Genomic DNA, 21717 nt, shown 5'->3' on the forward strand with positions numbered 1-21717 from the left:
CCAGCCCGCTACCCGTTCGGCCCAGTGGTGGGTGGGCGAACCGTAGTCGCCGCAGGACGCGGGTTTCCGCCGGAGATCACCCCCCATTGTGGTCCAGATCACCCCAACGGCGGCAGTTTCCCGTCCGGAAACCGCCGCCCCCACGCCCCCGCCCACCCTCCCACCCGGTGCACTCCCCCCACGACTGTCACAGTAAGACCCCCGCCCACAGTCCCAAGTGGACCCAGTCCCACCCGCACCCCCCACATCCGTTCCCCCCAAACGCAACCCCCACCCTCCCAAGCAAATGCACGCGCATCCCACCCCCCGCTCTCCCCACCCTCACCTCCCCCAACCGCCTCCACCATCAAACAGTCCATACAGGACTAACCCCCAGTTGATCCCGCCCCCCAGCGGAATCCCCAAACCCCAAACATCGCCGCTGCGCCAATAGAAAAAGGCGACACCCTCCAAAAAGGGTGCCGCCTTCATTCTTCGTAGCGGGGACAGGATTTGAACCTGCGACCTCTGGGTTATGAGCCCAGCGAGCTACCGAGCTGCTCCACCCCGCGGTGGTAAAACCAACCCTACACCCCACCCTCAACCCCTTTTCACCGGGGGTACCCCCACCCGCCACCACTCGACGCGAGGGCCGCCAGGCCCCAGCGAGCCCCCACCCGCCCCTCGCTACGTGCTCGTCCCTCGCACTACGCGCCCCCCGCCCCGTGGGGGCTTGGGGGCTCGGCCCCCAAATACAACGCGAAAAGGCCCCCATCCACGCTTTCCGTGGATAGGGGCCCCTCAGCCTTGTAGCGGGGACAGGATTTGAACCTGCGACCTCTGGGTTATGAGCCCAGCGAGCTACCGAGCTGCTCCACCCCGCGTCGGTAGTTGTAACACTACACGGGGGGTGGGGTTACGGCAAATCAGGGTGGGCGTTGGTGAGTGGGGTCACCGTTGTCGTTCTTTTCCGGGCCGCGAAACCGGAAAACGCGGCAGGCCCGCCACCGCTGGGTCGCGGGGCGGGCCTGCCGGGTCGGTGGTGCGGGATCAGCCGCCTGGGGCTGGTGTCGGCGATGGGGACGCCCCGGGCGAGGACGGGGTGGTGGTCGTGCCGCCCGCCTTGGCCTTGGCCTCGTCGTACTGCTTGGCGGCGGCGTCCAGTTCGGCCAGTGCCTTGCCCTGTTCGGCGAAGTCACCGTCGCGCTGGGCCTGGCGCAGGTGCGCGATGGCCGTGTTCAGCGCCTGCACGGCCTGGTCGAGCTCGCTGCCCCCGGTGCCGGGCGGCGGGGTCGTGGTCGAGGTGGGCGGCGAGGTGCTGCTCGGCGGGTTCGTCGTATCGCCCGGTTTGGGCGCGATCTCACCGGTGCCCTTGCCGAAGACCTCGTCGAGCGCCTCGTCGATGGTCGGCGCGAACCCGACCTTGTTGCCGAAGGACACCAGGACCCTGGCCAGTTGCGGGAACGCGTTGGCGTCCTTGCGCTGGATGTAGATCGGTTCCACGAACAGCAGGCCACCGGCGACCGGCAGCGTCAGCAGGTTGCCGAACCTCGGCGCGACGCTGGGGTTGTTGAACAGCGTTCGGTTCTCCGCGACCTCCGGTGTGGTCTGGAACCGGTTCTGCACCTGGCCGGGACCCTCCACTTGGGCCGCGCCGGAGGTGGGTAGTCGCAGCACCCTGATCTGCCCGTAGTCCGCCGGATCGGACGACACCGACACCCACGAGGCGAGGAACTGCCTGTTGAGCGAGTTGAGCGCGCTGGTGATCTGGAAGGTGGCCTTGGTCTGGCCGGGCGCCTGGGCGAGCACGTAGTACGGCGGCTGCTTGGCGCCGTTGTTGGCCGCGTTGGACGCGCCGTCCTCGGTCGGGTCGGCCGGGACGTTCCAGAAGGTCTTCTGCGAGAAGAACTCGACCGCGTCGGACACGTGGTACTTGGACAGCAGCTCGCGCTGGACCTTGAACAGGTCCTCCGGGTACCGGAAGTGCGAGCGCAGGTCGTCGGAGATGTCCGATGACGGCAGCACCGTGCCGGGGAAGACCCCCTGCCACGCCTTGAGCACCGGGTCGTCGTCGGTGATCGAGTAGAGCTTCACCGTGCCGTCGTAGGCGTCGACGGTGGCCTTGACCGAGTTGCGGATGTAGCTGATGGTGCGGTTGTCCTGCCGGACGACGCCGTCGAGCGAGTCGGTGGTCGCCTCGCCGAGAGAGGTCCGCTGCGCGTACGGGTAGTTCTCCAGCGTGGTGTAGCCGTCGATGATCCACAGGATCTTCCCGTCGACCACCGCCGGGTACGGGTCGCCGTCCAGGGTCAGCCACGGCGCCACCGAGCTCACCCGGTCCCGCGGGTTGCGGTTGTACATGATCTTGGCGCCGTCCTCGATCTGCGACGAGAACAGGATGTTGCGCTCGGTGTAGTGCGCGGCGAAGACCAGTTTGTTGAACAGCCCGTCGATCGGCACGCCGCCCGCGCCGGTGTAGCTGAAGGTGCTGGTGGAGGTGTCGTACTCCAGCGGGCGGCCGTTGTCCTTGCCGCCGACGATGGCGTAGTTGTCCGTGGCCAGCTCACCGAAGTAGATCCGCGGTTCCTTGACCTTGATCGGGCCGTCGTTGGTCAGGTCGCTGACCTTGAAGACCGGGTACCCGCCCTGGTCGTTGGAGTCCTGCAGCGCCGAGTTGATGGTGTTGGCTGGCGCGGCGACGAACCCGTTGCCGTGGGTGAAGACCATGTGCCGGTTGATCCAGCCGCCCTGGGTCTCGGTGAGCCCGGAGGTCTTGATCTCGCGCGCGGCGACGATGTAGTCCTGGGTCTTGCCGTCGACGGTGTAGCGGTCGACGTCGAGCTTCTCCGGGAAGCCGTAGAAGTTCTCCCGGCCCTCGCGCTGGGTGAAGGTCGGCGCCAGGATGTTCGGGTCGAGCAGGCGCACGTTGGAGATGGTGTTGGAGCTGCTCTGCTCGGAGCGGATCTTGGCGGGCGAGACGTCGGTGGTGCCCGCGTAGTCCTCGGTCTTCACCGTCTTGTCGGTGAGCCCGTAGGCCAGCCTGGTCGCCTCGATGTTGCGCTGGATGGACAGCGACTCCTTGGCGTTCTCGTTCGGCCGCACCGAGAACTGCTGGATGACCGCGGGCCACGCCGCGCCGACCAGGATGCCGGACAGGATCAGCAGCACGGTCGCGATCGCGGGCAGCTGCAGGTTGCGCAGGAACGCACCGGCGAAGAAGGCCACCGCGCAGAAGCCCGCGATGAACATCAGGATGAGCTTGGCGGGCAGCACCGCGTTGAGGTCGGTGTAGTTCGCGCCGCTGAACAGGTCGTGCTTGTTGAACAGCAACTCGTAGCGCTCGAAGAAGTAGTCGACCGCGTAGATCAGCACGAACACGCCTGCGGTGATCGACAGCTGCATGCGGGCAGGCGCGGCGAGCTGGCCGCCCTTGCCCGCGAGCCGGATCCCGCCGAACAGGTAGTGCGTCACCAGCGCGCCGAAGAACGCCACCGCGACGGTGACGAACAGCCAGCTGATCAGCCAGGTGATGAACGGCAGGGTGAAGGCGTAGAAGCCGATGTCGATCTGGAACTGCGGGTCGCGCACGCCGAACTCGCCGCCGTTGAGCAGGAGTTGGATCTGCTGCCAGTCCGACTGGGCCGCGGAGCCCGCGATCAGCCCCATGATGACCGGCAGGCCGATGCCGAAGAGCCGGACCCGCTGCACGATGGTGGACCGGTAGCGGGCGAGCGGGTCGTCCGCGCTGGACACCGGCACGAACACCGGGCGGGTGCGGTAGGCGACCCACAGGCTCACCGCGAGCGCGCCACCCACCAGGGCACCGACGGCGAAGAACAGCGCGATCCTGGTCCACAGCACGGTGGTGAACACCGAGCGGAACCCGACCTCACCGAACCACAACCAGTTCACGTAGGTGCTGAGCAGCCGGGACCCGACCAACAACAACAGGATCAGCGCGGCGGCGATGATGAGCAGGATCCGACTGCGCCGCGACAGCTTCGGCAGACCGATCGGGGGCCGAGTGGCCACTGGGCACGCTCCAGGTTCGCTGGCTTTCGACGTTCACCACGGACGAGCTGGGCCGTCCTGGTTGTTCAACTCTATTAGGGCCGGTCCGGGTTCCCGCGCGGGTGTCCGAAATGTGTGGATAACCCGGCGGGTTGTGGACTACTCCGGGACCGGCGGGGTGCGTGGTCACCGGCTCCGGCGCCCCTGCGACCATGTCCCGCGTGAGCACCAAGGACCTGCCGACCGCGGCCCGCGAGGTCGAGGAGTTCGTCGCGACCGGCGGTTGGGACCAGCCGCCGCAACTGTTCGCGCTGGTGCCGACCGCGCACCTGCTGAGCGAGGAACCGGACCTGGTCGGCCAGGTCGACCCTGACGCCGCGCTGACCCCGGTAGCGCAAGAGGCGCTGCCCGACGGTGACCTCGGCGCCGCGCTCGGCACGATCCTGTGGCCGGAGGCGGTCGTGGGATGCGCGCTGGCGCAGGAGATCGTCATGCTGCCACCGGAGGCGGAGTCCGAACTGCCGGACGCCGACGCGGACACGGTGAACGCCGCCGCGGTGGACCACCCCGCCGCGCGCGAGGCCCGGTTGGTGGCCGCGGTGCTGCGGGACGGGACTGTCGCGTGCGTGCTGCGGCTGCGGTCGAGCGGCGGTGCCGATGGCGCGGACGGCGAGGGCGTCGACGAGATCGTCGAGCACCCCGGCCTCGCGCAGAACCTCACCACGGCGCTGCTGGACACCTTCCGCTAGCAGCCGGGCACCGGGCGGCCCGCCTTGATGTCCTGCAGGGCCTGCACCGCGCCGTCCAGGGTGGACACCTTCACCAGCCGCAGCCCCTCGGGGGCGTTGTCCTTGGCCTCGGCGCAGTTGCCCTCGGGGACCAGGAACACGCTCACCCCGGCCTCCTTCGCGGCGACCATCTTGAACGGGATGCCCCCGATGCGACCGACGGTGCCCGCCGCGTCGATCTCCCCGGTGCCCGCGATGGTGGCGCCACCGGCGAGGTCCTCGTCGGTGAGCCGGTCGACGATCGCCAGCGCGAAGATCAGCCCGGCCGACGGGCCGCCGACGTTCTGCAGCGAGATGGTGGTCTTGAAGGCGACGTCCGGGCGCTCCCCCGCGCCGAGGCCGATGAAGCCCTCCGGCCGGTCGTCCTGACCGAAGTCGGTCGCCCTCGCCAGCGCGATGGTGGCCGTCTTCTCCTGGCCGTCACGCTTGTAGGTGATGGAGATGCCCTGTCCGGGGGTCGTGCCCGCGAGCGCGGCCCGCACGTCGGCGGCCGCGGCGACCTTCTTGCCGTTGACCACCAGCAGCTGGTCGCCCGGCGCGAGCACCTTGTCGGCAGGGGCGCCCGAGGTGATCTCCGTGGCGATGACCTTCATCGGGTACTTGAGGTGGCGCAGCGCGGCGATCTCGGCGTTGCTCTGCGAGTCCTGGAACATCTTGGTGTTCTGCTGCTCGATCTGCTCCTCGGTCTCCCCCGGCCGGAAGTAGTCCTCGCGGGGGGCCACCGCGTAGCGGCCGCTGACCCACAGGCCGAGCGCGCCGAACAGGCTGATCTCGTCGTTGACCGACACCGTGGTCATCCGCAGCTGACCGGTGGTGGCGTGGCTCTTCTCACCGTCGACCCGCACGATCGGCACGCCGTCGACGTCACCGAGGGTGTCGTAGGTCGGGCCGGGGCCCAGCGAGACGTACGGGATCGGCACCAGCAGGCCGACCAGCAGCAGCGCGACCGTCAGCACGAAGCTGACCACGATCGTCCAGCCGCGCCGGGTCAGGCCCGCCCGCACGAGCGGCACGTCCGGGGCGGGCGGCTGGGGGGTGGGTGACTCCGGTGCGGTGCTCACGACGCCACAGGGTACGTGCGTTCGCCGAGGGCGGATCACCGGACGGCGCGGGGCCCCGGATGCCGCGTACCGTGGACGTATGAACGAGTTCCCGTTCGGCTTCACCATGCCGAACCCCGATGACCGTGACCGTGGCAAGCAAGGCGGCGACGGCCAGGAGAACCCGTTCGACCAGCTCGGCCAGATGCTCAGCCAGCTCGGCCAGATGATGAGCCAGGCCGGCACGTCGAGCGGTCCGGTCAACTACGACCTGGCGAAGCAGATCGCGGTGCAGAAGCTCGCCGGGCAGATCGGGTTCACCGCGCCTGCCGAGGCGCACACGGCGGTCACCGACGCGGTGCACCTGGCCGAGATGTGGCTGGACCCGGTGACGACGCTGCCGGCGGGCGCCACCACGACCAAGGCGTGGACCGCCCGCGACTGGGTGGAGCACACGCTGCCGACCTGGCAGCGGCTGTGCGACCCGGTGGCCAAGCGGATGGCCGGGGCCTGGGTGGAGGCGCTGCCAGACGAGGCCAAGGCGCAGGCCGGTCCGCTGCTGGCGATGGTCGGGCAGATGGGCGGCATGGCCTTCGGCTCGCAGTTGGGCGGCGCGCTGGCGCAGCTGGGGTCGGAGGTGCTGACGGTCACCGACATCGGGCTGCCGCTCGGCCCGGACGCCACCGCGGCGCTGCTGCCTGCCAACATCGAGGAGTTCACCAAGGGCCTGGAGCGGCCCGCCAGCGAGGTGATGGTCTTCATCGCCGCCCGCGAGGCCGCCCACCAGCGGTTGTTCGCGCACGTGCCGTGGCTGCGGCAGCGGCTGCTCGGCGCGGTCGAGGAGTTCGCCAACGGCATCAAGGTCGACATCTCGGCGCTGGAGGAGCTGGCGACCCAGGTCGACCCGGCGAACCCGGCCACCATCGAGCAGGCCATGCAGTCGGGCATGCTCGAGCCGAAGACGACCCCGGAGCAGCAGGCCGCGCTCACCCGGCTGGAGACCCTGCTCGCCCTGGTCGAGGGCTGGGTCGACCTGGTCGTCGGCGAGGCGGTCACCGACCGGCTGCCCGGCGCGGACGCGCTGCGCGAGACCCTGCGCCGCCGCCGCGCCTCCGGTGGTCCGGCCGAGCAGACCTTCGCCACCCTGGTCGGCCTGGAGCTGCGGCCCCGCCGCCTGCGCGCCGCCACCGCGCTCTGGCGCCTGGTCACCGACCAGCACGGCATCGACGTCCGCGACGGCCTGTGGGCGCACCCCGACCTCATGCCCACCACCGAGGACCTCGACGAGCCGATCGACTTCATCCAGCGGCTCGGCTCCAGCCCGGCCGACGACCCGATCGCGCAACTCCAGCGCACCGAGGAAGCCGAGCGCGAGGCCGAGAAGCCCGAGGACTAGCCAGAACGCACCGAAGGTGGTCGACCAGGGTTCGTCCCGGTCGGCCACCTTCGTCGTTGTCGCGGTCACCGCGTTGCCGAGGTCACGGCGTGTCGCGGTCACTCCTCGGTGGCGATCCCCCAGCCCGCGGCGGCGGAGAGGCCCTCCAGGTAGCCGACGGCGCGTTCGGTCCTCGGGTAGGCGTGGACCAGTTCCCAGAAGTCCGGGCCGTGGCCGGGGACGAGTAAGTGGGCCAGTTCGTGCACCAGGACGTAGTCGAGCACCCAGGCGGGGACCTCGCGGAGGCGTTCGCTGACGCGGATGGTGCGGTCGACCGGGGTGCAGGAGGCCCAGCGGGTGCGCATCGGGGGGACCCAGCGGACCGAGCGGGGCAGGCACTGGCCGCCGAAGTAGCTCGCGGAGAGCTCGCCGCAGCGTTCGAGCAGGGCGGAGTCGGAGGTGCGGGCCGGGGAGCGCCGCTTGGTCTCGCTGCGCAGGAGCCTGCGCTGCATCTCCTGGACCCAGTGGGCCTCCTCTTTCTTGGAGAGCCTGGCCGGGATGAGGACGATCACGGTGTCACCTTCGCGGTACGCCGTGACGGTGCGGGTTCTGCGTTTGCTCCGGCGCACCTCGACGCGGGGTTCGGCCACGGGGACAACCGTAAGGGGCAACACCGACAACGCGGGAGGACCGGGCGGGTGTGACTCTCCACCTGTGGACAACTCGATCCGCCATCCGGCCCAGGCGGGCACCCTGGTGCCATGCGTGAACGGACCCTCCCCCGACGGCCGCGGCTGCGGCCCGGTCTCGCGGTGCTGCGCCGCCGCGACGGCGAACTCCAACTCGGCCTCGATCCCAGGCGGGCGCTCGTGGTCAGCGGCCTGCCGGACCAGGTGGCCGCCGCGGCTGCCGGGCTCACCGGTGTCCGCACGGCCGACGAGGTCGTCGCCGGGGTCGGCCCACCGCACCGGCGGATGCTGCGGGCCCTGGTGCGAGACCTGGTCGAGCACGGCCTGGTCGACGACGCGGCGAAGTCGGCGCGGGTGCCGTCCCGGTTGGCGGCCGACGAGCTGACCGCGGCGCTGCGCCCGGGGCTGCCCTCGCCTGCCGAGCGGTCCGGGCTGCGGGTCCGGGTGGACGGCGACGGCAGGCTCGCGATCGCGGTGGCCCGGCTGCTCGCGGCGTCCGGCGTCGGCCGGTTGCAGGTGTCCGCGCGGGGGTCGGTGCTGGCGCAGGACGTGGGCACCGGGTACCGCGCCGAAGACGTCGGCAGGCCGCGGGTGGTGGCCGCGCAGGAGGCCGTCAGCCGGGTCGACCACGCGGTCGTCCTCCGGCGGTTCACCCGGTTCCGGCCCGACCTGGTGGTCTTGGCCGACGCCGTGGTGCCGGACCCGGCGACGGCGTTGGCCATGGCCGCCCAGGGCCAGGCGCACCTGGCGGTCCTGGTGCGCGACGGGGTCGGGATCGTCGGCCCGCTGGTGGTGCCGGGGGTGAGCAGTTGCCTGCACTGCGCCGACCAGCACCGCACCGACCTCGACCCGTGCTGGCCGAGGCTGGCGACCCAGCTCGCGGGCCGTCCCCAGTCGGCCGACCTGGCCACGACGCAGCTCACCGCGGGTCTCGCGGTGACGCAGGTGCTGCGCGCGGTGTCGTGGCTGCGCGAACCGACGGGCAGACCGCCCGCCACCTGGAACGCGACCGTGGAGGTCGACCCGCTGACCGCGACCGTCGACCACCGGCGGTGGCTGCCGCACGCGAGCTGCCCGTGCGGCGCGGCGACCAAGCCCACATACCGCCACCTGATCCGGGCGCGCGAACCCGGCCAAACCGGCTAGTCCGTCGCAGGCTTCCCCGATCGGGCGACTAAACACCCCGGGCGGGGGCATTGGGCACCGCTGTCCGGTTCTGCGGTCCGAGCTGGGCGGACGCGGCCGGTGTGAGGCGTCTTCCGATATCCGGACCGCTAAACACCTGCGATCGCGGCGCGGGACAAGGGACAATCGGGTGGTGACCGAGATGCCACGCAAGACCGCCGCGCGGACCGCTCGGCTGGCCAGCATCCCGCTCGGGGTCGCTGGCCGGGCCGTCGGCGGCTGGGGGAAGCGGCTGGCCGGGCAGAGCGCCGAGGCGGTCAACGCCGAGCTGTCCGCCCGCACCGCCGAGCAGCTGTTCGCCGTGCTCGGGCAGCTCAAGGGCGGCGCGATGAAGTTCGGCCAGGCGCTGTCGGTGTTCGAGGCCGCGGTGCCCGACGAGATGGCCGAGCCGTACCGGGAGGCGTTGACCAAGCTGCAGGCCGCGGCGCCGCCGATGAGCGCGCAGACCATGCACCGGGTGCTGGCCCAGCAGCTGGGCCGGGGTTGGGCGGCGCGCTTCACCGAGTTCGACGACACCCCGGCGGCGGCGGCGAGCATCGGCCAGGTGCACCGCGCGGTGTGGCGCGACGGGCGCGCGGTGGCGGTCAAGGTGCAGTACCCGGGCGCGGACGAGGCGCTGCTGTCGGACCTGCGGCAGCTGCAGCGGTTCAGCAGGCTGTTCCAGCCGTTCGCGCCGGGCATGGAGATCAAGCCGCTGCTGCAGGAGCTGACCGACCGGATGGTCGAGGAGCTCGACTACCGGGCGGAGGCGGAGAACCAGCGCGCCTTCGCCAAGGCGTTCGCCGGTGACCCGCTGGTGCTGGTGCCGCGGGTGGTGGCGAGCGCGCCGAAGGTCACCATCACCGAGTGGGTGGACGGCACGCCGCTGGCCGCGGTCATCCGGGGCGGCACCCGCGAGGAGCGCGACACCGCGGGCAGGCTGCTCTCGGAGTTCCACTTCTCCTCGCCAGCCCGCGCGGGCCTGCTGCACTCCGACCCGCACCCCGGCAACTTCATGCTCACGCCGGACGGCAGGCTCTGCGTGATCGACTTCGGCGCGGTCGCCCGGCTGCCGGAAGGTCTGCCGTGGCCGCTCGGCGCGATGACCCGGCTGTCGCTGCAGGGCCGCTCGGCGGAGCTGATGGAGCTCATGCGCGACGAGGGCTTCATCCGCGAGGGCATGCGGCTCGACCCCGACCACGTGCTGGCCTACCTGGCGCCGTTCGCCGAGCCCGCCTCGGTGGAGACGTTCCACTTCACCAGGGCCTGGATGCAGCGCCAGGCCGAACGGGTCGGCGACCTGCGCGGCCAGGACTTCAAGACCGGCCGGTCGCTGAACCTGCCGCCGCAGTACCTGCTGGTGCAGCGGGTGACCGCGGGCGCGACCGGCATCCTCTGCCAACTCGACGCCCAGTTCTCGATGCGCGCGATCATCACCCGGTGGCAGCCCGGTTTCGCCGAGGAGGAGTGAGCGCTCACCAGTAGTCGGCTGGCAACTTCCCCTCGATGTCGCGCACGTGCTTGCGCGCGCACGCCGGGCACAGCCACGTCGTGCCGCGCTCGTCCTGCTCCGCCGCCCAGGCCAGCGCCTCCAGCGGCGGGTCGCCGTCGCGGTCGCGCCCGCACATCGAGCAGGTCACCGCTGCCATCAGAGCACCGATCCCAGGTACACCGTGGACGCCCCGAGGACGAACACGTCGTTGCGGTCCACCACCCAATCAGGGCTGTCCGGGTCGAGCAACCGCCGCACCGTCGTCTGGTCCGCCGCCCCCAACCCCTCCCCCGCCACCGCGGCCAGCCCGCCCAGCCAGTCGGCCACCGCGCGCCGGACCGGCAGCGGTGCCGGGGCGGGCAGGTCGACCAGGTAGCTGAACGAGGTCACGTCCACCAGACCGGCCTTGACCATGGCCAGGTTCCAGCCGAGCGGCAGCCGCACCGAGCCGTCCATGGTGGTCCGCAGCCGCGCGAACCACGCGTCGCGCGCCGCGTGCAGCCGGTCCTGGAGGCCGGGTTCGCCCAGGCCGAGGTCCCACGGCAGGCACCGGGCGGTGAGGCCGCCCTCGCGCAGGGCGAACAGCCCGCCGCGGCGCAGGAGCCGGACGAGCGCGGTCAGGCAGGCGAGCTGGTCGGGCAGGTGGTGCACGACGCCGGACGCCCACAGCAGGTCACCCGGTGGGACGAGCGCGGGCAGGTCCGGGTCCATGGCGTCGGCCAGCACGGTGACCACGTCGACCCGGTCACCCGCGGCGGCCCTGACCCGGTCCACGGCGATCTCCTGGAGCGCGGGCTCGGCGTCCACGAGCACGACCCGCCCGCCCTCGTCCCCCATCTCGGTGGCGAGGGCGGCCGCCATGCCGCCGGTGCCGGACCCGACGTCGAGCACGGTCGGCCTGCCGGGCAGCAGGGCCAGCAACCGCCTGGCCACCGCGGCGAGCGCGTCGGCCTCGATCTCGTCGGCCCGCCGCAGGTGGCCGACGCGGGCGGCCCAGTCGATCCCGTCGTGGGTGTGCGCGTGCGCCATGGCACCGACGCTAGGCGCGGGGGCGGGTTCGGGAAAGTCAGAGCTTGCGCAGCCCGGACAGGACCCGGCTCATGAAGTCGAGGTCGGGGGTGCCCTCGACGGCCTGGTGGACGGCGAGGACGCCGCGTTCGGCGAGGTCGGTGATGAGGACCCTGGCCACGCCGAGGGGGACCGAGACCAGGGCGGCGACCTCGGCGACCGAGCGGGGGCTCAGGCACAGCTCGGTGATCATCCGGTGCTCCCAGGACGCCCGCACGGGCACCTCGACGGTGCTGACCAGCGCCTCGAGGGCCAGGTCGGCCCTGGCCGTGGTGCGGCCGCCGGTCCAGGCGTAGGGCCTGACGAGGGCGTGGGCCTGGGGACGTGACATCCACTCGGCGTCGGACATGGCCGCCGGCTCGACCTCGGGTCCCGCTGCCGCGACAACGGGCTCGGGTTCGTCCACGGGGACCTCTTCGAAGCGCCGCCTGCCACCGAAGCGGGCGCCGACCAGACCCAGGTCGGCGGGTGGACCCGGTAGCTCCACCTCGTCGTCGGTGCCGCGCCACTGTCCCGGCGGGCCGAACCGGGCACCGGTGCGCCCGACCTCGACCGCGCGCTCGCGCTCGCCACCGGCGGTGCTCGCGTCGTCGCTGTGCATCACCACGTCCAGACGCTGCTCGAGGGCAGGAAAGGCCACGGTAGCGCCGGCACGGGCGGGTTCGATGACATCGGGGTTGCCACCGTGTTTCTCCACCCGAACGGCCGAAACCCACCGCGGGTGACCACGGTGGGTTTCGGACCCGGGTGCGGACCTACAGCGTGGCGGTGGCGCGATCGGCGCGCCGTGCCGCCCACTGCGAGACCCGCTGCCATCGCTTGGCCGCGCTCAACCGGCGGACCAGGCGCCGCGCGTGCGCTGCCTGCTCCGCCTCGAGCCTTCGAGAACGGGCGAGATTCTCATAGATCAACATTTGCGGGGAACCCTCTGGCTTGAAGTCGAGCATCGGGTCGTTGAGCAGCGCGTTCATGCGGCGACCTCGTTCTGCTCGCGGGCGACCAGCTCGGCGGCGTCCCTGGCGACGTCCTCCTTGCGCGGACGACCCCTCGGCCGCTTGCGGGCGATGACCACGCCGCGCTCGAAGATCTCCCCACCCCAGACACCCCACGGCTCGTGCCTGGCGAGTGCGGAGGCGAGGCAGGCGGCCCGGACCGGGCAGTCGCCGCAGAGGACCTTGGCGCGCTCCAGCTCGGCGGGGGCGTCGGCGAACCAGAGGTCGGGGTTCGTGGTGGACCGGCAGGGCAGGTCGAACCCGGCCGAGGGAGCCGCGTCGAGCAGCTCGCTGACCCCCGAGCCCGAGGGGCTCAGCAGGTCGGGGAACACCCCGGGCGGGGGTGCGGTGGCGGTACTCATGGTGGTGAACTCCTGTGAAGTCTGGGAAACCTGCTGGTGGTGCTCTGGGGAAAGCTGGTGACGTGTCATGTGGTGGTGTTCCTGGGCAAACAAAAAGGCCGCGGTCTCCGGTGTCGGAGTCCGCGGCCTCGGGGCCTGGGGTTACTTGACGGCGCGTCAAGTCCCCCAGCCCAAGGCTGCGGACGGGTGCTGCTTCACGACGAGATCGGCGGTGCGGGCGGTGGTGACCGGCAGCGCGTGCTCGACGACGACGGGCGGAGCCGTCTTGGTGGCGGCGACCTGTGCGGCCCCGGCGAAGACACCGGTGCCATTGCCGCGCTCACTGCGCCACGCCGTGGCGGGGACATAGCCGCCGATGGCGCGCAGACGAGCGGAGACGCAAGCGGACGACGGGAAGCCGGTGCCCTGCTGGTTGGTCATGAAGATCACCACGATGGCCACCACCTTCCTGCTACGCTTGATCACTCGGCTGGACTGTCCAGGGCACTTCGTGCCCTGCCTCAGCAGATTATTGGCCCTGATAGAGGCCGTGCAACCCAATTTCCAGAACTTCCCGTGACCCCGGTCACACATCACCCGACCGGTGGCCGGGCCGCTCGACCGGTGGTTCACGGCGCGACGATGGCCAGGACCTCGGCGCCGAAGCGGTCCAGCTTGGTCGCGCCGACCCCGGAGATCGCCACCAGCGCGGCCCGGTCGGCGGGGCGCTGCTCGGCGATGGCCAGCAGCGTCGCGTCGGTGAAGATCACGTACGCCGGGACCTTGAGCCCCCGCGACCGCTCCATCCGCCACTCGCGCAGCTTCTCCAGCAGGCCCTCGTCCAGGTCGGACGGGCAGCTCTCGCAGCGGCCGAGCTTGACCGGCATCGTGCCGACCAGCTTGTCGCCGCAGACCCGGCAGTACCGCACCGGGTTCATCCCCCGCGCCATCGCCTGCCGCGGCATCTCACGCTGCCGGGACGCCGCGACCCGCGCGGTGGGGTGGTTCTCGGGGATCAGGCCGTAGAGGAACCGGCTTCGCCTGCGGTAGCGCTTACCGCCCTCGGTCCGGGCAAGAGCCCACGACAGCGACAAGTGCTCGCGCGCACGGGTTACACCGACGTAGAGCAGTCGGCGCTCCTCCTCGATGGCAGCGTCATCACCGTCGGCGTGCTGGATGGGCAACGTGCCGTCGACAAGACCAACGAGGAACACCGCGTCCCACTCAAGGCCCTTCGCCGCGTGCAGCGAGGCGAGCGTGACGCCTTCGACCGTCGGCGGGTGCTGGGCCTGAGCGCGCTGGTCGAGCTCGGCCACGTACCGCGGCAGGTCAGCGTCAGGGTCCGCGGCCGCCAACTCCTCGGCCAACTCGACCAGGGCTAACAGCGACCCCCACTTCTCCCGGGCAGACCCACCCGCGGGCGGCTCCTCCGTGAGCCCCACCGGCGCGAGCGCGGACCGCACGACCGCGGGCAGCTCACCCTCGGGAGCGTTGAACGCCGCCGTGCGCAGTGCCGCCACCGCCTGGCGGATCTCCTGGCGGGCGAAGAACCGCTCGCCGCCGCGCACCAGGTAGGGGATCTCCAGCTCGGTGAGCGCCTGCTCGTACACCTCTGACTGGGCGTTTATCCGGTAGAGGACCGCGATCTCACTGAGCGGGGTGCCTGCCTCGACCAGCTCCTTGACCCGGGCGGCGACCGCGGTGGCCTCGGCGGGCTCGTCGTCGTACTCGGCGTACCTCGGCTCTGGCCCTGCCGGGCGCTGACCGACCAAACGGAGCCTGGACCCGGCGGGCCTGTCGCGGGCCGCGGAGATGACCCGGTTCGCGAGCGACACGACCTCCGGCGTCGACCGGTAGTCGCGCTCCAGGCGGATCACCGCCGCCTCGGGGAACCGGCGGGTGAAGTCGAGCAGCGGCCGCGGCGAGGCGCCCGCGAACGAGTAGATGGTCTGGTTGGCGTCACCCACGACGGTGAGGTCGTCGCGGCGGCCGAGCCAGGCGTCGAGCACGCGCTGCTGCAACGGCGTGACGTCCTGGTACTCGTCGACGACGAAGCTGCGGTACCGGTCGCGGAACTCCTCGGCGACCTCCGAGTGCTCCTCCAGCGCGGCGGCGGTGTGCAGCAGCAGGTCGTCGAAGTCGAGCTGCCTCGCCGCGTTCTTCAGCGCCTCGTACCCGGCGTAGACCTTCGCCACCAACTCGGGGGCGGCCGGGGTGTCGCGGCGCACGCGGGCGGCAGCGGCCGGGTAGTCCTCCGGGGCGATCAGCGACGCCTTGGCCCACTCGATCTCGCTCGCCAGGTCCCGCAGCGCCTCCCGCTCGGTGCCCGTGCCCGCCCGGTGCGCGGCCTGCCCGACCAGCCGCAACTTGGTCTCCACCAGGTCCCACTGCGCGTCGCCGACGACCCGCGGCCAGAAGTAGCGCAACTGGCGCAGCGCGGCGGAGTGGAAGGTGCGGGCCTGGGCACCCGGCACGCCCATCGCGCGCAGGCGGGTGCGCATCTCCCCCGCGGCGCGGGCGGTGAAGGTGACCGCCAGGACCTGGCCCGCGGTGACGTGACCGGAGCCGATGAGGTGCGCGATCCGGCTGACGATCGTCCTGGTCTTGCCGGTCCCGGCGCCCGCGAGCACGCACACGGGGCCACGCGGGGCGCGCACCGCGGCGAGCTGCTCCGGGTCGAGCCCGGCGATCAGGTCCGTGTCCGCGCCAGCCATGCCGTGCATCCTGACAGAGCGCGCCCACCAACCGGGGGAGGCGGCCCCGTATCCTGGTGGTTATGGCTAAGCAGGACAAGGCGGCCGCCAAGGAAGCCAAGAAGACGCGCAAGGCAGCGTCCAAGGCTCGGCGCGCGCAGATCTTCCAGGCGTTCTCCATGCAGCGCAAGGAAGACAAGGCGCTGCTGCCGCTCATGATCGGCGCCGTCGTGGTGCTGGGCGGGGTGGCCTTCGGCATCGGGCTGCTGCTCGGGATCGAGTGGTACCTGCTGCCGGTGGGCATCATGTTCGGCCTGCTCGCGGCCGTGATCCTGTTCGGGCGGCGGGTGCAGCGCACCCAGTTCAGCAAGGCGGAGGGCCAGCCGGGGGCGGCTGGCTGGGTGCTGGAGAACTTCCTGCGCGGCCGCTGGCGGGTGGCCACCGCGGTCAACGGCACCACCCAGCTCGACGTCATCCACCGGGTCCTCGGCCGCCCCGGCGTCGTCCTGGTCGCCGAGGGCGCCCCGCACCGGGTGAAGACCCTGCTCGCCCAGGAGAAGAAGCGGATCGCCCGCCTGATCGGCGACACCCCCATCTACGACGTGATCGTCGGCCGCGAAGAGGGCCAGGTCGAGCTCAGCAAGCTGCAGAAGCACCTGATGAAGCTCCCCAACAACCTCCGCCCCGCCCAGATCGACACCGTCGAGAAGCGCCTCGCCGCCATCTCCGCCCGCGGCGGCGCCGCCATGCCCAAGGGCCCCATGCCCGCGGGCGCCAAGATGCGCAGCGTCCAGCGCACAATGCGCCGCAGGTAGGCACCCCACTACTCCGTTCGGCGCACTCGTCTGGCATCCTCGTGATCGACTGCGAGGAGGCGCCAGTGATCGCGACACGTCGGCACGACATCGTGCTCAGCGCTCCCCGACAGCTGCTGACCATTGCGGAGTACGCCGCGCTCGGTCCCACCGGGCGCGGCTACACGGAGTTGCTCGAGGGCCGACTGCTGATGTCCCCAAGTCCCAGCCTGTCGCACATGTCCGCCTCCGGCGAGCTGTTCCGGATCATCAAGCCGCAACTACCCGCCCACCTGCGGGTCGTCCAGTGCCTTGACATCGACCTCGGGTACGGCCCGCCCGACGGCCCCGGGTACAGCCGCCGAGCGGATCTGATCGTCTTCCACGAGTCTGCCGCCGAGCGGTTGGCCGCGGAGGGCGGTCTGATCCAGGCCGACGAGGTCGAGGTGGTCATCGAGATCATCTCGCCGGGACGCCATCGCACCACTCGGCTGGCGAAGTTCACCGAGTACGCAGAGGCGGGCATCCCGCACTACTGGATGGTGGACACGAGCGGCGCCCCCTCGGTGCAGTCCTGCCATCTCACCGAGACGTTCCGGTACCAGCGCAACGACGAGACGCGCGGCGTGTTCAAGACCGAGGTGCCGTTCCCGGTCACCATCGACCTGGCGGAGCTGGAATAACGAGAGGCGGAGGCAGGCGGGGCGGGGATAACGTCCGCGGGTGCCTCTTGCTGATCCGCTCGCGTCCCGCATCGCCGCCGCGCAGTTGTCCGGGTTGAGTCGGGCCAGGCGGGTGGTGGGGGATGACGGGGTGCCGGTGTTGTTGCAGACCAGGCAGGTGGTGCCTGCGGGGCCGTTCACCGGGTTGATCGCGGTGGATGGGCCTGCCTACCTCTCTTACGCTGTCGCCTCGCGGCCGGGGGACGTGGTTGACGACGCGGGTGAGGTGGCGCGGGGGCTCGAGTTGCTCCGGGAGGTCTTCCCGGCGGGGACGTTGCGGTTCGAGTTGATCGCGCAGGCGTGCCCGGGGGCGGCGGAGTTGCTCCAGGCGGCGGGGCTGCGGGTCACGGCGCGGGTGCCGGTGATGACCCTCGAGCCGGAGCGGGTGCGGGTACCGGACACCGGGCGCGGGGTCACCATCGACTACGTGGACGCCGAGGCGGGCCGGATCGCGGGGGCGCGGGTGGCGAGTGCGGCGTTCGGGATGCCGGTCGACCTGCCCAGCGGGCCGCCGCCGGAGCCCGCCGACGGCGGGTCGGTGCTGGCGACGGTCGACGGGGAGGCCGTGGCCGTCGCGTCGTGGACGCAGGTGGCGGACGGGATCACCGAGATCGTCGGGGTGGCGACCGCGGCGCAGCACCGGCGCCGGGGCCTCGGCGCGCTGGTCACCGCGCACGCCGTCCGGGTGGCGGCCGACCTGGGCGGCGCCGACCTGACCTGGCTCACCCCCGGTGGCGACGACGCGGACCGCGTCTACCGGACCGTCGGCTTCACCACCGCCGCCAACGCCGTCCACCTGGTCGAACCGGGCGCCTGAACAGCCGGGTCAGCGGGTGCGCAGGACGATCGTGCCGGTGAGCCGGTCGTGCAGCCCGCGGCCGTCCTTGTCGGTGATGGCCGCCGGGATGATCACGGCGATGAGCAGGGTCCTGGGCAGGGCGCGGAACGGGCCGACCAGGGCCGTGCCGTCCATCCGGACCACGCGCAGGCCGAGCAGGCCCTTGCCGGGGGTGAACCCGGCCAGCGCGACCCCGGCGACGGTGATCAGCAGCCAGACCAGACCGGCCCAGATGTTGAACCGCCACATCTGGGTCGGGTCGTCGTAGTCCGGCCGCAGGAACACCGACGTCACCAGGGACGACAGCACCAGGTCGATCACCAGTGCGCCGAGCCTGATGCCGTTGGACGCCACCGACCCCGGTCCGTTCTCCGGCGCGCCGAGGCGCTCGCCGCGGTAGCGCACGGGGCCGTCGGCGGGGTCGAGGCCCGCGCCGGGCCCGGACAGCCATGTCCCGGTCCATCTGCTCACCCGACCAGCGTAGAAGGTGCCCGCCCGGACGCGCCCTGGCATGCTCGTCACCGCCGTCGTGGCGTCGTTAACACCGGCGAAACATCCGGGTGACGGTCGGGCAACACCGCCCTCATAGCGTCATCACCGAGCGGGTACGGCAGGGCCGCGACGGCGGTGGGCCGGGTCTGGTCCCGTGACGGAGACGAAGGAGCTAAGCAGCGTGTTCAACTCTTCCGACGAGGTCTTGCGCTTCATCGCCGACGAGGACGTGAAGTTCGTCGATGTCCGGTTCTGCGACCTGCCGGGCGTGATGCAGCACTTCACCCTGCCCGCGAGCGCGTTCGACGAGGACGCCTTCACCGAGGGCCTGGCCTTCGACGGCTCGTCCGTGCGCGGGTTCCAGTCGATCCACGAGTCCGACATGCTGCTGCTGCCCGACCCCTACACGGCGCGGATCGACCCGTTCCGGATCGAGAAGACGCTGATCCTGAACTTCTTCGTGCACGACCCGTTCACCCGCGAGGCGTACAGCCGCGACCCGCGCAACATCGCCCGCAAGGCCGAGCAGTACATCGCCGAGTCCGGTTTCGCCGACACCGCGTACTTCGGCCCCGAGGCGGAGTTCTACATCTTCGACTCGATCCGCTTCGACTACACCGAGAACGGCTCGTTCCACGAGATCGACTCGGTGGAGGGCTGGTGGAACACCGGGGCGCTGGAGGACGGCAACAACAAGGGCTACAAGACCCGGTTCAAGGGCGGCTACTTCCCGGTGCCGCCGGTCGACCACTTCGCCGACCTGCGCGACCAGATGGTGCTCAAGATGCAGGGCGCGGGCTTCAACGTCGAGCGCGCGCACCACGAGGTCGGCACCGGTGGCCAGACCGAGATCAACTACCGGTTCAACACGCTGCTGCACGCCGCCGACGACCTGCAGCTGTTCAAGTACATCATCAAGAACACCGCGTGGGCGGCGGACAAGTCGGCCACCTTCATGCCCAAGCCGCTCTTCGGTGACAACGGCTCCGGCATGCACGTGCACTCGTCGCTGTGGAAGGACGGCGTGCCGCTGTTCCACGACGAGTCCGGCTACGCGGGCCTGTCCGACACCGCCCGGCACTACATCGGCGGCCTGCTCGCGCACGCCCCGTCGCTGCTGGCGTTCACCAACCCGACGGTGAACTCCTACCACCGCCTGGTGCCCGGCTACGAGGCCCCGGTGAGCCTGGTCTACTCGCAGCGCAACCGCTCCGCCTGCGTGCGCATCCCGATCACGGGCAACAACGCCAAGGCCAAGCGGGTCGAGTTCCGCTGCCCCGACTCCTCCGGCAACCCGTACCTGGCGTTCGCCGCGATCGTGATGGCCGGTCTGGACGGCGTGCGGAACAAGATCGAGCCGCCCGCCCCGATCGACAAGGACCTCTACGAGCTGCCCCCGGAGGAGGCCCGCGAGGTCGCGCAGGTCCCGGCGTCGCTCGGCGAGGTGCTGACCGCGCTGGAGGCCGACCACGACTACCTGCTCGAGGGTGGCGTGTTCACCCCCGACGTCATCGAGACGTGGGTGGCGTTCAAGCGCGAGCACGAGATCGACCCGCTGCGCCTGCGCCCGCACCCCTACGAGTTCGGGCTCTACTACGACGTGTGACCCGGTAAGCGGGTAAGAAGTCTCGACGGCCGAGGGGCTGCCAGCCCCTCGGCCGTTCGGCGTCCCGGAGGGGAAGACCCTGAGAACGAACCCGGGTCCGGTCCGGATGTGCCGGGGTGGTGGTCGCGGGCAGGCTCGGTGCCATGACCAACACCGGACGCCAGTTCGTCGTCACCACCGAGGTCACCGTCACCGTGTTCGACGAGGAAGCCCTGCTGGGCGCGGAAGTGGACCCCGCGTCGGCGTTGCGCGCCGCGGTCGACCCGGGGGCCGCCGTGGCCGGAGTGGCCGGGGTGCGGACCGATCGAGTGGCCTCGCGGGTGCGGCCCGCGTGGCCGGGGCCTGCCTGAAATCCACCCGATCAGGTAGACCATCCGGTTCCACCAGCACTGTTAGCTGGGTTACAGAACTGTTTCCCGAATCGAGACCTGGTACGGGATTCCCTTGTCGGCTCGGCAGGCTTTACGCTCCCGCGCACACGTCCGGTCACGTCTCGTTCGGACGTTTCCCCGCTATCGACGAGGACCCAGCCATGTTCGCACCCCTTGATGCCGCGCGCGTCGAACGCCTCAAAACGGCTTACTCCGTGCGCAACCTCGATCGCTGCGCCAGCCTGAGCCTCGTCCACCACAGCGATCACCAACCCCGGCACGGGGACCTGGTGCTCGCCGAGGTCACCAAGGTCGGGTACCACCAGGTGCTGGAGCTGACCGACGGCCGGAAAGCGAAGCTGTACGTGGGGGACGAGATCCTGGTCGCCTACGGCGCGCGCTACGCCCCGGACCACTTCGAGGCGGAACTGCCCGACGACCTCGGCGCCTGCGACCTGGTCGCGGCCGGTGGCGTGCTGGGCAAGGTCCGCAGCCGCAACGCCGCGGTGAGCGCGCCGACCACGGTCCGCCCGCTCGGGCTGGTCGGCGACCACGCCGGGCACGTCATCAACGTGTCCGACCTGGCGCTGGGCGCCCCGCTGGCCGCGCTGCGCAAGCCCCCGACGTTCGTCGTGGTCGGCACGTCGATGAACTCGGGCAAGACCACCACCTGCGCGTCCCTCGTGCACGGCCTGTCCCGCTCCGGCCTGCGGGTCGGCGCGGCGAAGCTGACCGGCACCGCGGCAGGCGGCGACCCGTGGCTGTTCCGCGACTCCGGCGCGGTGGCCGCGCTCGACTTCACCGACGCGGGCATGGCCACGACGTTCCGCATCCCGCTGGAACGCCTGGTGACCAGTTCCCTGCTGCTGCACGGCCACCTGATGGCCCGCGGCGTCGACGCGATCGTGCTGGAGATCGCCGACGGCCTGCTGCAACCGGAGACCGCGCAACTGCTCGACCGCCCCGAGATCCGCAAGATCACCAGCGGCGTCCTGTTCGCCGCCGCGGACTCCTCAGGCGCGCTCTACGGCGTGCAGCGGCTGCGCGCGGGCAACCACCCGGTCCTGGCGGTCAGCGGCCTGCTCACCGCGTCCCCACTGGCCGTCCGCGAGGCCCAAGCCGGCCTGGACGTCCCGGTGTACGGCCCGCTCGACCTGCAGTCCCCCGCCCTGGCGGGCGAACTCCTGCGCCGCGCGGTAGCCGAGTCGGCCGAGGCCCAACTGGTCGACCACGGGGTCGACGAAGTACTCGCCTAGCCCACT

21 protein-coding genes and 2 tRNA genes are annotated in these 21717 nt (G+C 71.3%); 10 read left to right on the forward strand and 13 right to left on the reverse strand.

Annotated features, from left to right (window positions below; genetic code table 11):
- Positions 1-477: 477 nt before the first annotated feature.
- From CLV68_RS30730 to CLV68_RS30740, 3 genes are all read right to left on the reverse strand, one after another.
- Positions 478-551, reverse strand: a tRNA-Met gene (locus CLV68_RS30730).
- A 238-nt stretch (positions 552-789) separates the two neighbouring features.
- A tRNA-Met gene (locus CLV68_RS30735) sits at positions 790-863 on the reverse strand.
- A gap of 166 nt (positions 864-1029) precedes the next feature.
- Entirely contained in the window at positions 1030-4011 is a 2982-nt protein-coding gene (locus tag CLV68_RS30740) for a UPF0182 family protein (protein WP_121394490.1), read from the reverse strand.
- Positions 4012-4202: 191 nt separating this feature from the next.
- On the opposite strand from CLV68_RS30740, the gene CLV68_RS30745 reads away from it, so the two are divergent.
- Entirely contained in the window at positions 4203-4739 is a 537-nt protein-coding gene (locus tag CLV68_RS30745; protein ID WP_121394528.1) for a PPA1309 family protein, read from the forward strand.
- Here CLV68_RS30745 and CLV68_RS30750 read toward each other — a convergent pair.
- The gene (locus CLV68_RS30750) at positions 4736-5839 is read right to left on the reverse strand and encodes a YlbL family protein (protein ID WP_170224682.1); all 1104 of its coding nucleotides are present in this window, start codon (positions 5837-5839) and stop codon (positions 4736-4738) included. The genes CLV68_RS30745 and CLV68_RS30750 overlap by 4 nt on opposite strands.
- A 79-nt stretch (positions 5840-5918) precedes the next feature.
- Here CLV68_RS30750 and CLV68_RS30755 point away from each other — a divergent pair, with 79 nt between their 5' ends.
- Positions 5919-7214 (forward strand): zinc-dependent metalloprotease, encoded by a 1296-nt coding sequence (locus tag CLV68_RS30755; protein WP_121394491.1) that lies wholly within the window; start codon positions 5919-5921, stop codon positions 7212-7214.
- Between the two features lie 98 nt (positions 7215-7312).
- Here CLV68_RS30755 and CLV68_RS30760 read toward each other — a convergent pair whose 3' ends face one another.
- Positions 7313-7843 carry a M48 metallopeptidase family protein gene (locus CLV68_RS30760; RefSeq protein WP_121394492.1) on the reverse strand — a complete coding sequence of 177 codons (531 nt, stop codon included), beginning with the start codon at positions 7841-7843 and terminating at the stop codon, positions 7313-7315.
- Between the two features lie 111 nt (positions 7844-7954).
- Here CLV68_RS30760 and CLV68_RS30765 point away from each other — a divergent pair, with 111 nt between their 5' ends.
- Together CLV68_RS30765 and CLV68_RS30770 are read left to right on the forward strand one after the other, a co-directional pair.
- A complete protein-coding gene (locus CLV68_RS30765; RefSeq protein WP_121394493.1) occupies positions 7955-9028 on the forward strand; it encodes a TOMM precursor leader peptide-binding protein in 1074 nt (357 codons plus the stop codon).
- Between the two features lie 181 nt (positions 9029-9209).
- Positions 9210-10517 (forward strand): ABC1 kinase family protein, encoded by a 1308-nt coding sequence (locus CLV68_RS30770; protein ID WP_121394530.1) that lies wholly within the window; start codon positions 9210-9212, stop codon positions 10515-10517.
- Positions 10518-10521: 4 nt separating this feature from the next.
- On the opposite strand, the gene CLV68_RS34395 is transcribed toward CLV68_RS30770, so the two are convergent.
- The 7 genes from CLV68_RS34395 to CLV68_RS30800 form a co-directional block, all read right to left on the reverse strand.
- Positions 10522-10695 (reverse strand): hypothetical protein, encoded by a 174-nt coding sequence (locus CLV68_RS34395; protein ID WP_170224683.1) that lies wholly within the window; start codon positions 10693-10695, stop codon positions 10522-10524.
- A complete protein-coding gene (locus tag CLV68_RS30775; RefSeq protein WP_121394494.1) occupies positions 10695-11567 on the reverse strand; it encodes a class I SAM-dependent methyltransferase in 873 nt (290 codons plus the stop codon). Before CLV68_RS30775 ends, CLV68_RS34395 begins: the two co-directional genes overlap by 1 nt.
- Before the next feature lie 37 nt (positions 11568-11604).
- Entirely contained in the window at positions 11605-12207 is a 603-nt protein-coding gene (locus CLV68_RS34400; RefSeq protein ID WP_170224692.1) for a DUF742 domain-containing protein, read from the reverse strand.
- Positions 12208-12361: 154 nt separating this feature from the next.
- Positions 12362-12577, reverse strand: coding sequence for a hypothetical protein (locus CLV68_RS30785; protein WP_121394495.1), 216 nt, complete (start codon positions 12575-12577; stop codon positions 12362-12364).
- Positions 12574-12960, reverse strand: a complete 387-nt coding sequence (locus CLV68_RS30790) for a WhiB family transcriptional regulator (RefSeq protein WP_121394496.1) — start codon at positions 12958-12960, stop codon at positions 12574-12576. The genes CLV68_RS30785 and CLV68_RS30790 overlap by 4 nt, the downstream gene beginning before the upstream one ends.
- Positions 12961-13116: 156 nt before the next feature.
- Positions 13117-13425, reverse strand: coding sequence for a hypothetical protein (locus CLV68_RS30795; RefSeq protein WP_121394497.1), 309 nt, complete (start codon positions 13423-13425; stop codon positions 13117-13119).
- Between the two features lie 143 nt (positions 13426-13568).
- A complete protein-coding gene (locus CLV68_RS30800) occupies positions 13569-15653 on the reverse strand; it encodes an ATP-dependent DNA helicase UvrD2 (RefSeq protein WP_121394532.1) in 2085 nt (694 codons plus the stop codon).
- A 62-nt stretch (positions 15654-15715) separates the two neighbouring features.
- Between CLV68_RS30800 and CLV68_RS30805 the strand changes: the two genes are divergently transcribed.
- The 3 genes from CLV68_RS30805 (at position 15716) to CLV68_RS30815 (ending at position 17965) form a co-directional block, all read left to right on the forward strand.
- Positions 15716-16447, forward strand: a complete 732-nt coding sequence (locus tag CLV68_RS30805) for a DUF4191 domain-containing protein (protein ID WP_121394498.1) — start codon at positions 15716-15718, stop codon at positions 16445-16447.
- 65 nt (positions 16448-16512) lie between these two features.
- Positions 16513-17109, forward strand: a complete 597-nt coding sequence (locus tag CLV68_RS30810; RefSeq protein ID WP_246010198.1) for a Uma2 family endonuclease — start codon at positions 16513-16515, stop codon at positions 17107-17109.
- A 40-nt stretch (positions 17110-17149) separates the two neighbouring features.
- Positions 17150-17965: a GNAT family N-acetyltransferase gene (locus tag CLV68_RS30815; protein ID WP_147460231.1), complete on the forward strand. Its 816-nt coding sequence runs from the start codon at positions 17150-17152 to the stop codon at positions 17963-17965.
- Between the two features lie 9 nt (positions 17966-17974).
- Here the strand turns inward: CLV68_RS30815 and CLV68_RS30820 are convergent, their stop codons facing one another.
- Complete coding sequence (locus CLV68_RS30820; RefSeq protein WP_092783106.1) at positions 17975-18457, reverse strand: RDD family protein; 483 nt, start codon at positions 18455-18457, stop codon at positions 17975-17977.
- A gap of 202 nt (positions 18458-18659) precedes the next feature.
- Here CLV68_RS30820 and glnA point away from each other — a divergent pair, with 202 nt between their 5' ends.
- From glnA to CLV68_RS30835, 3 genes are all read left to right on the forward strand, one after another.
- Complete coding sequence (gene glnA, locus CLV68_RS30825; RefSeq protein ID WP_121394534.1) at positions 18660-20084, forward strand: type I glutamate--ammonia ligase; 1425 nt, start codon at positions 18660-18662, stop codon at positions 20082-20084.
- Positions 20085-20227: 143 nt separating this feature from the next.
- Positions 20228-20434 (forward strand): hypothetical protein, encoded by a 207-nt coding sequence (locus CLV68_RS30830; protein WP_147460232.1) that lies wholly within the window; start codon positions 20228-20230, stop codon positions 20432-20434.
- A gap of 182 nt (positions 20435-20616) precedes the next feature.
- The gene (locus CLV68_RS30835; protein ID WP_121394501.1) at positions 20617-21711 is read left to right on the forward strand and encodes a P-loop NTPase family protein; all 1095 of its coding nucleotides are present in this window, start codon (positions 20617-20619) and stop codon (positions 21709-21711) included.
- The last annotated feature ends 6 nt before the right edge of the window (positions 21712-21717 follow it).

It is taken from the genome of Actinokineospora cianjurensis, assembly GCF_003663795.1.
Lineage (GTDB): Bacteria > Actinomycetota > Actinomycetes > Mycobacteriales > Pseudonocardiaceae > Actinokineospora > Actinokineospora terrae.

Bases quoted from the DNA above. Each gene is read 5' to 3' on its own strand.
- CLV68_RS30745 (WP_121394528.1), top strand. From the start codon at position 4,203: ATGTCCCGCGTGAGCACCAAGGACCTGCCGACCGCGGCCCGCGAGGTC.
- CLV68_RS30755 (WP_121394491.1), top strand. From the start codon at position 5,919: ATGAACGAGTTCCCGTTCGGCTTCACCATGCCGAACCCCGATGACCGT.
- CLV68_RS30765 (WP_121394493.1), top strand. From the start codon at position 7,955: ATGCGTGAACGGACCCTCCCCCGACGGCCGCGGCTGCGGCCCGGTCTC.
- CLV68_RS30770 (WP_121394530.1), top strand. From the start codon at position 9,210: ATGCCACGCAAGACCGCCGCGCGGACCGCTCGGCTGGCCAGCATCCCG.
- CLV68_RS34395 (WP_170224683.1), bottom strand. From the start codon at position 10,695: ATGGCAGCGGTGACCTGCTCGATGTGCGGGCGCGACCGCGACGGCGAC.
- CLV68_RS30775 (WP_121394494.1), bottom strand. From the start codon at position 11,567: ATGGCGCACGCGCACACCCACGACGGGATCGACTGGGCCGCCCGCGTC.
- CLV68_RS34400 (WP_170224692.1), bottom strand. From the start codon at position 12,207: ATGCACAGCGACGACGCGAGCACCGCCGGTGGCGAGCGCGAGCGCGCG.
- CLV68_RS30785 (WP_121394495.1), bottom strand. From the start codon at position 12,577: ATGAACGCGCTGCTCAACGACCCGATGCTCGACTTCAAGCCAGAGGGT.
- CLV68_RS30790 (WP_121394496.1), bottom strand. From the start codon at position 12,960: ATGAGTACCGCCACCGCACCCCCGCCCGGGGTGTTCCCCGACCTGCTG.
- CLV68_RS30800 (WP_121394532.1), bottom strand. From the start codon at position 15,653: ATGGCTGGCGCGGACACGGACCTGATCGCCGGGCTCGACCCGGAGCAG.
- CLV68_RS30805 (WP_121394498.1), top strand. From the start codon at position 15,716: ATGGCTAAGCAGGACAAGGCGGCCGCCAAGGAAGCCAAGAAGACGCGC.
- CLV68_RS30830 (WP_147460232.1), top strand. From the start codon at position 20,228: ATGACCAACACCGGACGCCAGTTCGTCGTCACCACCGAGGTCACCGTC.
- CLV68_RS30835 (WP_121394501.1), top strand. From the start codon at position 20,617: ATGTTCGCACCCCTTGATGCCGCGCGCGTCGAACGCCTCAAAACGGCT.